This window comes from Acidovorax sp. sif0632, assembly GCF_019218805.1.
GTDB classification, from domain to species: Bacteria; Pseudomonadota; Gammaproteobacteria; order Burkholderiales; family Burkholderiaceae_C; genus Acidovorax; species Acidovorax facilis.
This window is the reverse complement of record NZ_JAHUWW010000002.1, coordinates 577186-592316: the sequence shown is the minus strand read 5'-3', so window position 1 is coordinate 592316 and position 15131 is coordinate 577186. Positions and strand designations below refer to the sequence as shown.

Below are 15131 nucleotides of genomic sequence, written 5' to 3'. Positions count from 1 at the left end.
CGACTTTTTCTTGCGTTGCATCGTAATTCATTCGGAGAGACTCACATGCTGAAAGGCAAAACCGCCCTCGTCACCGGCTCCACCAGTGGCATTGGTCTTGGCATCGCCAAGGCGCTGGCCCGCCAAGGTGCCAACATCGTGCTCAATGGCTTTGGCGATGTGGATGGCCCCCGCGCCGAAGTGCTGGCAGCTGGCGAAGCCGCTGGCGCTAAAGTGGGTTACCACGGTGCAGACATGAGCCGGGTGGCCGACATCGAGGACATGATGAAATACAGCGCCGCGCAGTTCGGGCGCGTGGACATCCTGGTGAACAACGCAGGCATCCAGCACGTGGCCAATGTGGAAGACTTCCCCGTGGAGCGCTGGGATGCAGTGATCGCCATCAACCTCACAAGCGCCTTTCACACATCGCGCCTGGCGCTGCCGGCCATGAAGAGTGCCAACTGGGGCCGCATCATCAACGTGGCATCGGTGCACGGCTTGGTAGGCTCGGCACAGAAGGCTGCGTACGTGGCGGCCAAACACGGCATCGTGGGTCTGACCAAGGTGACGGCGCTGGAGAACGCCACCAGCGGCGTGACCTGCAACGCCATCTGCCCTGGCTGGGTGCTGACGCCCCTGGTGCAAAAACAGGTGGATGCCAAGGCGGCCGAACATGGCCTGTCGAACGAAGACGCCAAGAAGCTGCTGCTGGGCGAAAAAGAGCCGTCCATGCAGTTCACCACGCCCGAAGAACTGGGCGAGCTGGCTGTGTTCTTCTGCTCCCCCGCCGCCAACAATGTGCGTGGCGTGGCATGGAACATGGATGGCGGCTGGGCAGCGCAGTGAGAAAGCACGCGCGAGCGTCTGATCGCTGGTGGCATGCCAGCACAGGCGCCCGGCAAATTGCAAAATTGATAGCTGCAAGCGCTTACCAGATAAGCGCTGGAGGCCAATTTTTCTTAAAAATCAGCGCATCTGCACCGAACCCGACACGTTCACGATGACCTGGGCCTTGCCCGCTTCGACCGGCACGGCGGAATCAGAGAACGAGCCCGCCTTGGCCTCCATGGCCATCATGCGCGGACGTGGCCCGGGCACCATCTCATTGCTGTTCACCGCCACCTCGCGCAGGCTGTAGTTGCTGAAGCCAAAACCCTTGGCCAGTTCGGCCGCGCGTGCCTTGAACTGTTCGATGGCCTGGGTCTGGGCTTCGCCCTCCACCTTGGCCCGGGCCTCGCGCGACAGGCCGAAAGCCACATTGCTGATGGCCAGCGTCTGGATCTTGCCGGCCGTGGCCGTGATGCGCGCGAAGTCGCGGCCTTCCAGCACCAGCTCGGCACGACCCTGCCAGCCGTTAATCTTCCCGTCCTTGCCATAACGCGGGTACAGCCCGAAGGGGCCGGTACGCACATCGAGCTGTCCGGGCTGGGCGTTGCGCTTGGCTTCGGCCAGGGCTGCGTCCAGCGCCTGCTTGAGCTGTGTCTGTACCGTGGCGGCGTCGGCAGCCTCCTTGCTGGTGGCAAGGTTGAGCACCAGCAGGTCCTGCTGAACCTCCACCGTGCCCGTGGCCGACAGCTGCACGACATTGCGCAGCTCGGGGGGTGGAGCATTTTGAGCAAAAGAGGCACCAGCGCAAGCAATCAAAACGCCAGCAGCTATCAATTTAGTAGTAATTTTCATCACAAAGGTGTCCTTGATATCGGTGCACGGCCCGGGGCCGGGCCATGCGGGGCACCACCTTAACCGCACTGCCCATGCGTTGCGATGAAGCCCCTCCACCGCGCGTGCGAAGCTGGGCAAAACTTGTAACAGTTGGTCAAACCCAGCCCCAAAATCCGAACTTCGGCGTTCCAAGTGGTCAGAATCGGCTCTGTTACAAATTGGACTTGGGATCAAGATGGCCACAACAACCAATCGCACCGACAAAGTTCTGGTGGTGGACGACGATGCACGAATCCGTGATCTGCTGCGCCGCTACCTCACGCAGGAAGGCTTTGAAGTCATGGTCGCCGAAGACGGCAAGGCGCTCAACCGCCTTCTGCTGCGCGAAACCGTGGACATCATCGTGCTCGACCTGATGATGCCGGGCGAAGACGGGCTTTCCATCTGCCGCCGCCTGCGTGCCGCCAATGACCGCACCCCCATCATCATGCTCACCGCTAAAGGCGAGGACGTGGACCGCATCGTGGGCCTGGAAGTGGGCGCCGACGACTACCTAGGCAAGCCCTTCAACCCCCGCGAACTGTTGGCCCGCATCCACGCTGTGCTGCGCCGCCGCCCCGCACAGGAAGCGCCTGGCGCCCCCTCGGGCGACAACGAGGTCGTGACCTTTGGTCCCTTTACCTTCGACCTGGGCACCCGAGCACTGCAGCGCAATGGCGAAGAACTGCCCCTGACCACCGGCGAATTTGCCATGCTCAAGGCGCTGGTGCGCCACCCACGCCAGCCCCTTTCGCGCGAAAAGCTGGCCCTGCTGGCCCGTGGCCGCGAGTTTGAGCCGTTTGACCGCAGCCTGGATGTGCAGGTGTCGCGCCTGCGCAAGCTGGTGGAGGTGGATGCCGCCGCCCCGCGCTACATCCAGACCGTGTGGGGGGTAGGCTACGTGTTCGTGCCGGACGGAACCAGCTGACCCCTCTTTCCTTGCCTGTATGCACAATTCCGACGGCAATTCGAGGTCGAGATCTTCATCATCGGTCCGGCAGTCCGTGACCGCTTCCCCCGACGCCACCAGCCCCGCCCCCCTGGAGTCCTTGCGACAGGCCCGGGAGCAGCGGGCGCGTGTGGGCCTCAATCTCTTCTGGCGCACTTTCTTCCTGCTGGCGCTGCTGTTGGTGGGTAGCATTCTGGCGTGGCTGCAGACCTTGCGGGCGCTGGAGTTCGAGCCGCGCACCCTGCACACCGCGCAGCAGATCGCATCGCTGGTGAACCTGAGCCGTGCGGCGCTGGTGCATTCCGACGCCATTGCTCGTGTGTCGCTCATCAAGACCATGGCCGACCAGGAAGGCGTGCGCATCCTGCCGCGCGAGCCGCGCGACAAGTTCGAGCTTCTGGAGGGCACGGCCTTGGGCAACCGCCTGACCGACGAACTCACCCAGCGCCTGGGGCCCGACACCATCGTGGCGCAAAACGTGAATGGGGAAACCGGCCTGTGGGTCGGCTTCAACATCAATGGCGATCCCAACTGGCTGCTGATGGACCGCTCGCGCTTCAGCCCGGCAGGCGGCCGCACCTGGCTGATCTGGCTGATCACGGCAGGGGCGTTGTCCTTGGCCGGTGCGGCGGCCATTGCGCGGCTGATCAACCGGCCTCTCAAGCAGCTCTCTTACGCGGCCAACCGCGTCAAGGACGGCGACTTCGCAGCCAGCCACCTCGACGAGGAAGTGGTGACCAGCGAAATCCGCGAAGTGAACATCGGCTTCAACCGCATGGCGCAAAAATTGGCCAAGCTGGAGCAGGACCGCGCCGTGATGCTGGCGGGCATTTCGCACGACCTGCGCACGCCGCTGGCGCGCCTGCGGCTGGAAACCGAGATGAGCGTGACCGATGAAGTGGCCCGCGAGCACATGGTGGCAGACATCGTGCAGCTCGACGCCACGATCGACAAGTTCCTCGACTACGCTCGGCCGGACCATGTCACGCTGACACCGGTCAACCTGCATGCCGTGGTGTCGTCCTGCGTCTATGCCGTGCAAGACCATCGCGAACTGCAGATCACGATGTCCGTGCCCGAAGACCTCAACGTGCTGGCCGACGAAGTGGAACTGGCCCGCGTGATCTCCAACCTGCTCGAAAACGCGCGGCGCTACGGCAAGGCCGAGGACACCGGTATCACCAACGTGGACATTGCCGCCAAAGGCCGTGAGAACTGGGTGCTGGTCAAACTGCGCGACCATGGCCCCGGCGTGCCACCCGAGCAGTTGTCGAATCTGACCAAGCCCTTCTTTCGCGGTGACTCTGCGCGCACCGCAGCGGCAGGCGCGGGGCTGGGGCTCTCCATCGTGGACAAAACCGTGCAGCGCATGGGCGGCATCTTTGCACTGGCCAACTCCAGCACCGGCGGCCTGGTAGCCCACCTGCAGTTGCAGCGGGCCACTGATCTGCCCGAGGGTGCAGACCCCAAGCAGCGGCTGCAGCGCCCGTCCGTCAAACGCCAGCTACCGCGGCGTCGCGCCGAAGACCGGATGGCGTGATCGCCCCGCACTGCCCCATGTACAAAGCCCTCACCTAGAGGGCTTTGTTTTTGGCGCATCCTCTCGGCATCCGAAGGTGGCGGCGACCAGACCGCAAGAGCCCTCAGCGCACCATGCAGGGCGCCTTGTTGTTGAACTTCCAGCCCGGGATCAGGTACTGCATGGCAATCGCATCGTCGCGTGCGCCCAGGCCATGCTGCAAGTACAGGCGGTGGGCACGCTCGACCTCGTCCATGTCCAGCTCCACGCCCAGGCCGGGCTTCTTGGGCAGTTGGATGAAGCCGTCCTTGATCTGGAACGGTTCCTTCGTCAGCCGCTCACCGTCCTGCCAGATCCAGTGCGTGTCAATCGCCGTCACGCGGCCAGGGGCAGCGGCGCCCACGTGGGTGAACATGGCCAGCGAGACATCAAAGTGGTTGTTCGAATGCGAACCCCAGGTCAGGCCGAAGGCCTGGCACATCTGCGCCACGCGGACCGACCCGGCCATGGTCCAGAAGTGCGGGTCGGCCAGCGGGATGTCCACCGACTGCAGGGCCAGGCTGTGCGCCATTTCGCGCCAGTCGGTGGCCACCATGTTGGTGGCGGTGGGCAAGCCCGTGGCGCGGCGAAATTCCGCCATCACCTCGCGGCCCGAAAACACGCCTTCGGCGCCGCAGGGGTCTTCGGCATAGGCCATCACGCCGTGCAGATCACGCGTGAGGCGGATCGCATCTTTCAGCAACCAGCCGCCATTGGGGTCCAGCGTGACGCGCGCTTCGGGAAAGCGCTCATGCAGCGCGCGGATGGCCTCGACCTCTTCCTCGCCGCGCAGCACGCCGCCCTTGAGCTTGAAGTCGGCAAAGCCATAGCGCTCGTACGCCGCCTCGGCCAGGCGCACGATGCCGTCGGCCGACATGGCCTTCTCGTTGCGCAGGCGGAACCAGTCGTTGTCGGCACCGGGCTCGGTGCGGTAGGCCAGGTCGGTCTTTTCGCGGTCGCCCACGTAGAACAGGTAGCCCAGCATCTGCACCGCCTCGCGCTGCACGCCGTCGCCCAGCAGCGCGGCCACGGGCACATCAAGGTGCTGGCCCAGCAGGTCCAGGAAGGCGGACTCCACGGCCGTGACGGCGTGGATGGTGATGCGCAGATCAAAGGTTTGCAGGCCGCGTCCGCCTGCATCGCGGTCGGCAAACTGCGCGCGCATGGCGTTGAGCACGGCGTTGTGGTGCCCGATGGGGCGGCCCATGATCAGCGATCGCGCATCCTCGATGGTCTGGCGAATCTTCTCGCCGCCGGGCACCTCACCCACCCCGGTGTTGCCCGCGCTGTCGCGCAGGATGATCAGGTTGCGCGTGAAGAAGGGGCCGTGTGCGCCGCTCAGGTTCATGAGCATGCTGTCGTGGCCCGCCACGGGCACCACGCGCAGCTCGGTGACAACGGGGGTACTAGCGACGGAAGGGATGGAGGAGGTGGTCATGGTGGTCTGGAAACGAAGATGGGGCGGGCAAAGGCGCCCCGTGACAAGGCTCAATCGGCAGTGATTTTTCGGGTTTCGATGACGGTCTTCCAGCGCGCGAATTCGCGCGCCTGGTAGGCAGTGAAGGCTTCGGGCGTGCTGGCCACGATCTCCAGGCCCTGGTCGAGCATGCGCTTCTTCACGGCGGGGTCGTTCATGGCGGCGATGGCTGCGTCCGAAAGCTTCTTCTTCACAGCGGCGGGCAGGCCCTTGGGCGCGGCCATGCCCTGCCACGAGTAGACCTCGGCACCGGCCACGCCAGCTTCGGCCAAGGTGGGCACGTCGGGCAGCACGGGGCTGCGCTTGTCGCCGGTGACGGCAATCGCGTGCAGCTTGCCCGCCCGGATGTGCTGCAACACGGCGTTCACGTTCTGGAACGAGAACTCCACCTGCCCGCCCAGCAGGTCGTTGATGGCCGGTGCGCCGCCCTTGTAGGGGATGTGCAGGCCTTCGGTGCCGCTCTGCTGCCAAAAGACCTCGGCCGAGAGGTGGTCCGACGAGCCGTTGCCCGAGCTTGCAAAGCTCACCTTGCCAGGATTGGCCTTGAGCTGGGCAATCACCTCTTGCACGGTGCGCGCCTTCTGATTGGGGGCAGCCACCAGCACGTTGGGTGCCTGCACGGGCACGGTGATGTAGTCAAAGTCCTTGAGGGCGTCGTACGGCACGCTTTTGAGCAAGTGCGGCGCCACCACAAACGCACCGAGCGACGACACCAGCAGCGTGTAGCCGTCGGGCGCGGAACGCTTCACCGCACCAGCCCCCAGCGTGCCCGTGGCACCGGGGCGGTTGTCCACCACAAAGTTCTGGCCCAGCTTGTCGCCCATGTGCTGCGCCATGGCGCGGGCCACCATGTCGGTGGAGCCCCCTGCCGGAAAAGGCACGACGACGGTGACTGGTTTTTCGGGCCAGGGAGTGGCGGCGGTCTGGGCCGATGCAGCCAGAGCGATGGTGCAGGTACTGGCAATCAGCAGCAGTTTCTTGAACATGGGGAGGTCTCCTGAACAGTTGTGGAAGGGCCTTCTACGGGGCCTTGGTTGGGGAAAGTGAACCGGGGTGTGCCCAGGTTGACGACGAGCTGGCACCAACGTGAACATCCGCTCACCAAAAGCAAGAGGTCATACAAGAAGCTATTCATTCAATCAACCCGGATTCAAGCCTCAAACACCTATTAACAGGCGCATTCTGAATGTCTGGATGGGCAAATGTTAACGTTAACAGTCGCATCAAAGACCATGGAAAACCCTTAGTTATAGGACCACCAACCCATTGATGGGAAAAGCGCTTGGAAGCCCCGGAGCGTTTGGCCTGCAGTCTGCGTTACGCTAGGCATCCACCCGCCTAACCAGCCCATGAGCATCCAAACACAGTTCTCTCTTCTCCGATTGCAGGGCGAGCCTCTGCCACAGGACCTTGCAGTCCTTCTCCATCACCAGGAAGAGCTGCAACGCCGCACCGGCGTCTGTATGGGCACAGCGGCCGACTGGGCCCCCTGGTTGGACACCAGCGACCTGAGCGAAGCCGAGCGGGCCGACCCCGAGATTGCTGCGAACCTTCGGGCCATCGCCGAGGTCTGCCGTCACATTGCTTTTGTGGTAGCCGATGATGAAGGCAATTACTTTGGCTACTGGCGCGGGCCGTCGTCAACACCCATTGCCGACAGTGTGATGGTGCAACTGAGCAACGAAGCGCAGTTCTCGGTGTGCGGAACCGCGAACATCGCGGGTGCCATCCTGACCCAGTGTTGCTACGGCGGAACGTTCGACGAGACCCGCCAATGGTTTCTGCGCCTGGGTCTGACCGCCCTGCCCGCCTACCCCTATGACCTCGGCAATCCGCAGGTCACGCCCTCCCCGGCAGCCTTGCACGAGCAGCTTTTCAAGGCATATCTACCTGAGGCTGGGTAACTACACGCCCTACTTCGCTTTTCAGCGAAAAGGCGGAAACGGTAGCAGCGGTATCAGCGGACCGCGCTTCTTTGATCCTGTGGCCCTCAGCCAAAGCCATATGCACCCACTGTGCAAAAAAGAGGCTCGCAGGCCATCGCACCCGGGTGGGTGTGCACAGCATCGCAGCTTGCCGCTGTCCTGATGGTTGCGCTCGCGCGCGTGGATTTGCAGCTGGCGTAATGGACTGTAATCGCCTGCGCCCAACCCGCTCGATATTCTGAAGTGGTGCTGTTGAGGATGACCTGCATAACCCTCGAGAGACGGTGGTAGCGCGGATGGGGATGGGGCACAAGGCGTCTTTTTGCAGCCAATAGCCGCGCTATTGGCAAGAAAAGCAACGCAGTGGACTGCCCGAGACCGCGCTATCACAGACCGCAGGGAGTTGTGCAGGTCATCCTCAAGGGCCTCTTTTTCAAAGGCCCTGCAGTACACAAGAGTCAATGCAATTGCATTTGACTGCTGTCTCCGCATTACTTATTCACTTTCAAGGAAGCACCATGCCCAGCACTCTCTCTACCGGCTTTGGCCAGACAGGCATTTTGGCAAACAGCCCCAACAACTACGACACCCTGCAACCTGGCCAGTACCGCCTCACCAATGTGACGCTCGTTCCTGGCATCCCGGTATTCAGCACAGAAGAAATCTACAAGTTGAGCAACGGCGCTGGCACACCCGATATTTCGGTCAAATTTCAGTCAATGATTGGACATGCTGCCGGGGCTATCGTTATCAACGTGTACGCCATCTAGCAGGACTGGTTCGCCGGGCGCCCACAGGATGGACTGCTGGGCGGTTTCTCACCAACAGCGAGGCGCCCGTCCTGAGGAATCATCGCTTCGTGGATAGACTCGGCGGATGCCGCGCCCTCCCCCAAGTACCCTGCCAGAGACACCGGAACCTATTCGCAACCGACCGGTGGTGACCTTGCGCGAAGTGGCCGAGCAGGCGGGGGTGTCGATGATCACCGTCTCTCGCGCCATCAATACGCCCGGCCAGGTGTCCGAGCCCACACGCACCCGGGTGCAGGCGGCCATCTCCAGCTTGGGCTATGTGCCCAACCTCATTGCGGGGGGCCTGCGCTCGGCGCGCAGCCACCTGGTCACGGCCCTCGTGCCCACCACCACGGGGCAGCTGTTCGGCGAGATGGTCCAATCGCTCACCGACGCGCTGGAGTTGCGCGGGTACCAGGTGATGCTGGGCCAGGTGGGCTATGCACATTCGCGCGAAGACGAGCTGCTGCGCGCCATCGTGGGCCGCAGGCCCGACGGCATTGTGCTCACTGGCATCATGCATTCGCCCGAAGGGCGGCGGCTGCTGCAGGCCTCTGGCATCCCTGTGGTGGAGACCTGGGACTTCACCCCCAACCCCATCGACATGCTGGTCGGGCTGTCGCACGAACAACTGGGCGCCGCCGTGTGCAAGCACCTGCATGCCAAAGGTCGGCGCCGGCTGGCGCTGCTCAGCGGCGACGATGAGCGCGCCGCGCGGCGGCGAAAAGGCTTTTATGCCGAAGCGGGCCGACTGGGCTTGCGCGAGCCCGCCCTGCAGTTGGAGAAATCACCCACCTCCCACACCGAAGGGCGTGCGGGTCTGGCGGCCTTGCTGGCCGCCCAGCCAGACATCGATGCCGTGTTCTGCAGCTCCGACATGCTGGCCTTGGGGGTCCTCACCGAGGCGCGGGCGCGCGCCATGGCGGTCCCCGACCAGTTGGCCGTCGTCGGTTTCGGAGACATTGAGTTCGCCCAGACCGTGATCCCCAGCCTCACGACCGTGCGCATCGATGGCACGCGCATGGGCCAGACGGCGGCAGGCTTCATTGCCGACCGCGCGGAGGGAAAGACCGTGGCGGAGCCGGTGGTGGATATCGGCTTTTCGATCATGGAGCGCGAGAGCGCATAGCGGGTAGCCCGGCACCACCAGAGATCCAGGCCGGACGCACGGGCATACCTCTACAGGCCAATACCGTTCAATTTGTGGTGTATTGTATGAACACCATGCGCAGCAGCCCCTCGCCAGATCTCGAGCAATTCCTGGAACAACTCGCCCACGAAGCCCGCCCGGGCGACCGACTCCCCACCATCCGCGAATTGATGAAGCGCTTTGGCGCATCGCAAATGCTGGTTCAGCGGGCTTTCCAAGGCCTCAAGGAAAAGGGGCTGATTGATGCCCAGGTGGGTCGGGGCACCTACTTCCTGGGCGCAGGTTCGCAACCTGTGACGACGACTGAAACGAGTCCCTTACCCAGCAAAAGCCCGCATCCCAAAGCCCCTGCGGCAGTCACCTCCACTGTGAAATCGGTGCTGCTGCTGCGCCGCTCCATCAGCATTGCGCGCGGGCGCGTGCTGATCGAAAGTCTGCAGCACCGCCTTGCGGCCGACGGGCACCGGGTACTGGAGCTGTCGTACAACGACCCGGACCATGCGCTCACGGTGCTCAAGGGCCTGCCGCGCTTCGATGCCTGCGTGGTGCAATCCACCTTCAAGGCCATTCCCATCGCCCTTCTGGCGGCTCTGCGCGACAAGTGCGACGTGCTGGCCGTGGACGGGGCGGCGCTGGTGGGTGCCGACGTCGAGGCCGTGGGCACCGAGTGGGGCGAGCCGCTGGCAGCCGCCATCGCCTTGCTGATGGAGCAAGGCCACCGGCGCATTGCCTACGCATGCACCTCCCACCCCTTTCTGGCCACCCAGCTCGGGCGTCGGCGCTTTAAGTATTTGCAAGCCACGCTGTCCGATGTGGTGCTGCAGGAAATCACGCTGGACATGCTGCCGCACGAGGACTACACCGCCCGACTGGTGGAACAGATCCAGGTCCGCGCGAAGGGCGCCGACAGCGCGAGCGCTTTGCCCTTTACAGCCCTGGTGGCCTGGGGCATCGAGGATGGCGCCCTCTTCCAGCGCCTGCTGGCCCACAGCGGGATTTCGGTGCCCGCGCAGCTGAGCGTGGTATTGCTCGGCCGCACGGACCTGGCCAGCGAACATGCGGACTTTTTCGAGGTGATCGGTTGCAGCGTGGCTGACCAGGTCGATGCCCTGCACCGCGCCATCACGGCGCGCTGGGCTGACGCAGGGACACCCTACGGCGTGCACCTGACGCCGGTCACGCACCGTGCGGGCACATCGGTAGCAGCCCCTGCGCGGTAGCTATGGCTCCACGCAGCCGGGTGCCACGCGCGCCACGGTGTCCACCACGAGCCGCGCCGATTCGCCGACATAGGCTTGTGCATCCAGCGCCTGCAGCAAGTCATCCGGCAAGGCACCGCCATTGAACGGCGGCTGTGCGCGGATCGCGTCGATGAAAGGCACGCCCTCAGACTGCGAGCGCTGCGCCGCCGCGTAGAGCAGGCGATGCGCCTCATGCCGGCCCATAAAGCGGGTGAGCCGCATCATCACAGCCTCAGAGGCGATCAACCCCCGCGTCATTGCGAGGTTGCGGGACATTGCCTGCGGGTTGACCGCCAGGCCTTGCGCCAGCCGTGCCAGCGTCTCGGCCACCGAGGTGGCGATGATGGCGATCTCGGGCAGCAGCGTATCGGCCACGTTGGTGGCCGATGAGTCACCCTCGTCCATGCGCACCATGGTCTCCAGCGCGGCCTGGGTGCGCGTACGCAGCATGCGCGCCAGACTGACCAGCAGCAATGCCATGGAAGGGTTGCGCTTTTGCGCCATGGTGGAACTACCCACCTTCCCGATGTGAAAGGCTTCCGCCACTTCACCGACCTCGGTGCGCTGCAGGAAGACCACGTCCTGCGCGATCTTCTGCGCCGTGCCCGCCAGGAGGCCCAGTGCGGCAAGATAGTCGCTGGCCCGGTCATAGGACGACCGCAGCGGCATGTCGGCCGGCAGCAGGCCCAGTTGCTGCGCCATCAGCGCCTGCACTGCGGGCCCGAGCGGCCCGGTGACAGCAAAGGTGCCGATGGCGCCCCCCATGCTGGCTGGAAACGAGGAGGCAAGCCGCTCGGCAAGGCGACGGCGGCCACGGTCCAGTTCATCGACCCAGCCCGCGAGCTTGAAGCCCAGGGTCATCGGTAACGCGTGCTGGCCATGCGTGCGGCCTGCCATGGGCGTGGCCTGGTGCTCCAACGCCAGCGCGGCCAATGCGGCTATGGCGGCATCCAGATGCCCTGCCAGCAGCCTGTGGGTTCGCACCATCTGCAGTGCGCTGGCCGTGTCGAAGATGTTCTGCGTGGTCGCGCCCCAGTGGATGAAGCCAGCCGCAGGCTCACCGCACAGCTCCTCGAACCGGTGGAGCACCGGCACCAGCGGGTGTTGTGCGAAAGCGATGGCCTTTGCCAATTGCGGCAGGTCGAACAGTTCTGCCCGAGCCTGGGCAGCGATCACCGGTGCCACTTCGGCGGGTATCACCCCCAGCCCGGCCTGGGCGTGGGCCAAGGCCGCCTCCACGTCCAGCCAGGCCTGCAGAGTGGCCGAATCGCTCCAGATGGCCTTGGCAGGTGCACTGAACCAGTGACCCGTGATGAAAGATTCGAACATACCGATCGCCATGTGTGCTCCATCCATACAACTACGGGTATATCCGTAGATTGTGTTGTATTGCGTTGTCCATCGAGGGCAAGCCGCATTCCAAAAGGCAAGTGCCAGCGAATTTGCGACCACCCACTGATTGCATTGTATTGCATTAAGAAAATTCAATACATACAATTCACATGCAACCGCCAAACCACAATCCACGGAGACAAATCCATGACACGGCATTTCCTGGCAAGCACGGCTTGCCCAACCTCTTCAGCGCCCTACTCCGCACTTGTGTGCGTCGCCTTGGCCAGCCTCGGGGCCTGCGGTACAGCGCAGGCCCAGTCCTCGCTGACCATCTATGGCATCGTCGACCAGGGCCTGGCCCGTGCCAATGAGGGCACAACCCCCGGCGCCCTGCTACCCGGGCGCGGCGTGGCGCCACGGGTCTGGACCATGAAGGCCGGCAACACGTCGCGCCTGGGGTTCATGGGCCGCGAGGACATGGGCGGCGGTCTCTACTCGCGCTTTCAGATCGAGCACCGCTTTGCCGCTGACACGGGCGCGCCAAGCAATCCCAGCATCTACTGGCTGGGCCGCTCGGTGGTGGCAGTAGGCAGCAAGCAGTGGGGCGAGGTGTATGCGGGGCGCGAATACTCGGCTGCCTACACAGTGGCTCTCAATGCAGACCCCACCTATTGGAGCTACGTGAGCCAGTTGGGCTCTGCCTACACCTATGCCAACTACACGCCAGTGGCGGCTCCCGTGGAAGCATCCAACATCCGTTGGGCAAACGCCGTAGGCTACAAATCGCCCGTGATCTCTGGCGTGAGCATGGAGATTGCAGGCGCTTTTGGCGAAGGAGTGCGCAGCAACGCCACCTCGGGCAACCTGCAGTACAAGAACGGGCCTGTATGGGTGGGCGCAGCGTTCGACCGGCTTGACTCCAGCACCCACCTGGCTCTGGTGGCAGGCGGGTACGACTTCGGCGTGGTTCACACCAAGGCCAGCTACAGCCGCGCCAAAGGCGGGGTCAATGGCGATGCCACGGCCTACAGCGTGTCGGCCATGGTGCCGCTGAGTTTTGGTCGTACCTACCTCATGGTTGGGCACCTGAAACCCGCCACCCAACTCGATTCGCAGATGATCGGCGCTGGTTTTCAGTACGACCTGAGCAAACGCACATTGCTCTACACCAACCTCGGCACCGCCAAGCGCGACGGCCTCACACGCACCACAGCCATCGACTTTGGCGTGAAGCACACGTTCTGAACAGGAGTCACCACATGCAACGCAGACAACTCCTCCGTCAGGCCGCCGCGATGACAGTTCTGAGCACGGGCACTCTAATCACCCACACCGCGCAGGCGCAGAGCGACAGCGGCAATACCAAACCCATCTCACTGATCGTGGGCTATTCCGCTGGCGGAAGCGCAGATCTTGTCGCGCGCATTGTTGCGACCGAGCTGGGCAAGCGCCTAGGCCGTACCGTCATCATCGAGAACGTGGCGGGCGCCAGCGGCATGCTGGCCGCACAGCGGGTGCTCAACGGACCGGCCGATGGCAGTCTGATCTACATGGGAGGCACCGACACAGTGGTCGTGCCCATGGTCAACCCCAAGGTCAAGCTCGACTGGGAGAATGACTTCATTCCGGTGGGGCGCATGACCACCGTCCCGATGATCTTTGCCGTGCGCAAGGCGTCTCCCTACGCCAACCTGCAAGATCTTGTCGCCGCGCTGCGCATGGGTGGCAAGGACAGCATCAACTTCGCCACGCCAGGCATCGGGACGATGCAGCACCTGTACGGCGCGCTGATCAACAAGCAGGCGAAGGTGTCCATGCTGCACATCCCCTACCGTGGCGGCACCCACATCACCAACGACCTGGTCGGCGGACAGGTGGACAGCGCCGTGTTGGTGCTCTCCACGGCCATGCCATTTCTCAAGGACGGCAAGATCAGGGCGCTTTCGGTCTCCGACACCGCACGGGTGCAGCAGCTGCCTGACGTCAAGCGCATTGGAGAGGAGGAGGGGTTCTCCGGCATGGCACTGCCATTGTGGCAAGGCCTCTTCATGAAGGCGGGCACGCCCGCCGCGACTGTGAACGCCGCCGACAAGGCACTGCAGGAAGCGCTTTCGCAATCCGAGCTGCGGCAGAAGCTGCAGGAAGCAGGCATTACGGTCGCCCCCTTGAACGGGCCTGAATTCAAGACATTCATCAAACCGCAGGCGAAGCTGTACCGCGATATCGTGACGACATCCCAGATCACGATGGAGTGAAGTCGCGCGGCAAGCGTGGTAGAACCATGGGACGCAGCGCAGCCCCCAACGCTCTTTTTTGCTCTGGATACCGGATTGCGAAGTGTGTGGCCCTCTCCTGGTGGTTCAGGCCCCGCACTCCTCGCAGCGTGGGCAAGACAGGCATCCCCCCGGACGGGGGATGCCGCGCAGGCTGCGAACAGACAATGCCGCCCGGCCCGGTCAGCGCAAAAATTCAGGCCGCATAGATCAGCGCCGCCGCCCGAGCCTCCATCGCCAGTCCCTGCCCCACGGGCCCCAGGCGCTCGGCCGTCTTGGCTTTCACATTGACTTGCCCCTCAGCGATGCCCACGGCCCGTGCAATGGCGGCACGCATGCCGGGAATGTGCGCCGCCAGTCGCGGAGCTTGCGCGATCACGGTGCTGTCGATGTTGCCGATCTCGTAGCCCGCCGCACGCACGCGCCGCGCTGCTTCGGCCAGCAACACGCCGGAGTCGGCACCGCGAAAGGCAGCGTCGGTGTCGGGGAAATGGCTGCCAATGTCGCCCAGGGCAGCTGCGCCCAGCAGCGCATCGGTGATGGCGTGCAGCAGCACATCGGCGTCCGAGTGGCCCAGCAGCCCCGTGGGGTGGGCAATGTCCACGCCACCAATCACCAGCCGACGACCGGGCACCAGGGCGTGCACGTCCCAACCTTCACCAATCCTGAAATTCATCCGCTTGCCTTTGTTGTTGCTTGCCTTGCGGCGTTGTATTGCCTTGCGCCCCCGCCGCACTCATCCACGGCGC

14 protein-coding genes are annotated in these 15131 nt (G+C 63.9%); 9 read left to right on the top strand and 5 right to left on the bottom strand.

Translation table 11 applies throughout. The annotated features are described in order from the left end of the window. The first annotated feature begins 45 nt into the window (after window positions 1-45). Window positions 46-828, top strand: coding sequence for a 3-hydroxybutyrate dehydrogenase (locus KW832_RS07900; protein WP_121506865.1), 783 nt, complete (start codon window positions 46-48; stop codon window positions 826-828). A 120-nt stretch (window positions 829-948) separates the two neighbouring features. On the opposite strand, the gene KW832_RS07895 is transcribed toward KW832_RS07900, so the two are convergent. Then, window positions 949-1662 (bottom strand): SIMPL domain-containing protein, encoded by a 714-nt coding sequence (locus tag KW832_RS07895; protein WP_218299463.1) that lies wholly within the window; start codon window positions 1660-1662, stop codon window positions 949-951. 217 nt (window positions 1663-1879) lie between these two features. Between KW832_RS07895 and ompR the strand changes: the two genes are divergently transcribed. Further along, window positions 1880-2611 (top strand): two-component system response regulator OmpR, encoded by a 732-nt coding sequence (gene ompR, locus KW832_RS07890; RefSeq protein ID WP_010460834.1) that lies wholly within the window; start codon window positions 1880-1882, stop codon window positions 2609-2611. 19 nt (window positions 2612-2630) lie between these two features. After that, the gene (locus KW832_RS07885) at window positions 2631-4172 is read left to right on the top strand and encodes an ATP-binding protein (protein WP_228894678.1); all 1542 of its coding nucleotides are present in this window, start codon (window positions 2631-2633) and stop codon (window positions 4170-4172) included. A 103-nt stretch (window positions 4173-4275) separates the two neighbouring features. Here KW832_RS07885 and gudD read toward each other — a convergent pair whose 3' ends face one another. Further along, window positions 4276-5628: a glucarate dehydratase gene (gudD, locus tag KW832_RS07880; protein ID WP_218299462.1), complete on the bottom strand. Its 1353-nt coding sequence runs from the start codon at window positions 5626-5628 to the stop codon at window positions 4276-4278. Between the two features lie 50 nt (window positions 5629-5678). Continuing rightward, window positions 5679-6653 (bottom strand): tripartite tricarboxylate transporter substrate binding protein, encoded by a 975-nt coding sequence (locus KW832_RS07875; protein ID WP_218299461.1) that lies wholly within the window; start codon window positions 6651-6653, stop codon window positions 5679-5681. A gap of 363 nt (window positions 6654-7016) precedes the next feature. Between KW832_RS07875 and KW832_RS07870 the strand changes: the two genes are divergently transcribed. The 4 genes from KW832_RS07870 (at window position 7017) to KW832_RS07855 (ending at window position 10753) form a co-directional block, all read left to right on the top strand. Continuing rightward, a complete protein-coding gene (locus tag KW832_RS07870; protein ID WP_218299460.1) occupies window positions 7017-7571 on the top strand; it encodes a hypothetical protein in 555 nt (184 codons plus the stop codon). A gap of 539 nt (window positions 7572-8110) precedes the next feature. Further along, window positions 8111-8362 carry a hypothetical protein gene (locus tag KW832_RS07865; protein WP_055393637.1) on the top strand — a complete coding sequence of 84 codons (252 nt, stop codon included), beginning with the start codon at window positions 8111-8113 and terminating at the stop codon, window positions 8360-8362. A 106-nt stretch (window positions 8363-8468) separates the two neighbouring features. After that, the gene (locus KW832_RS07860) at window positions 8469-9512 is read left to right on the top strand and encodes a LacI family DNA-binding transcriptional regulator (protein ID WP_370628648.1); all 1044 of its coding nucleotides are present in this window, start codon (window positions 8469-8471) and stop codon (window positions 9510-9512) included. Window positions 9513-9598: 86 nt separating this feature from the next. After that, window positions 9599-10753 carry a GntR family transcriptional regulator gene (locus KW832_RS07855; protein ID WP_121506872.1) on the top strand — a complete coding sequence of 385 codons (1155 nt, stop codon included), beginning with the start codon at window positions 9599-9601 and terminating at the stop codon, window positions 10751-10753. Here the strand turns inward: KW832_RS07855 and KW832_RS07850 are convergent, their stop codons facing one another. Then, window positions 10754-12103 carry an adenylosuccinate lyase family protein gene (locus KW832_RS07850; RefSeq protein ID WP_255577573.1) on the bottom strand — a complete coding sequence of 450 codons (1350 nt, stop codon included), beginning with the start codon at window positions 12101-12103 and terminating at the stop codon, window positions 10754-10756. It lies immediately after the preceding gene. 210 nt (window positions 12104-12313) lie between these two features. Between KW832_RS07850 and KW832_RS07845 the strand changes: the two genes are divergently transcribed. Both KW832_RS07845 and KW832_RS07840 read left to right on the top strand, forming a co-directional pair. Continuing rightward, entirely contained in the window at window positions 12314-13354 is a 1041-nt protein-coding gene (locus KW832_RS07845; RefSeq protein WP_255577572.1) for a porin, read from the top strand. Between the two features lie 14 nt (window positions 13355-13368). Beyond that, window positions 13369-14364 carry a tripartite tricarboxylate transporter substrate binding protein gene (locus KW832_RS07840; protein WP_255577571.1) on the top strand — a complete coding sequence of 332 codons (996 nt, stop codon included), beginning with the start codon at window positions 13369-13371 and terminating at the stop codon, window positions 14362-14364. Between the two features lie 214 nt (window positions 14365-14578). On the opposite strand, the gene ispF is transcribed toward KW832_RS07840, so the two are convergent. Continuing rightward, the gene (gene ispF, locus KW832_RS07835; protein ID WP_218299458.1) at window positions 14579-15058 is read right to left on the bottom strand and encodes a 2-C-methyl-D-erythritol 2,4-cyclodiphosphate synthase; all 480 of its coding nucleotides are present in this window, start codon (window positions 15056-15058) and stop codon (window positions 14579-14581) included. Window positions 15059-15131: the final 73 nt, after the last annotated feature.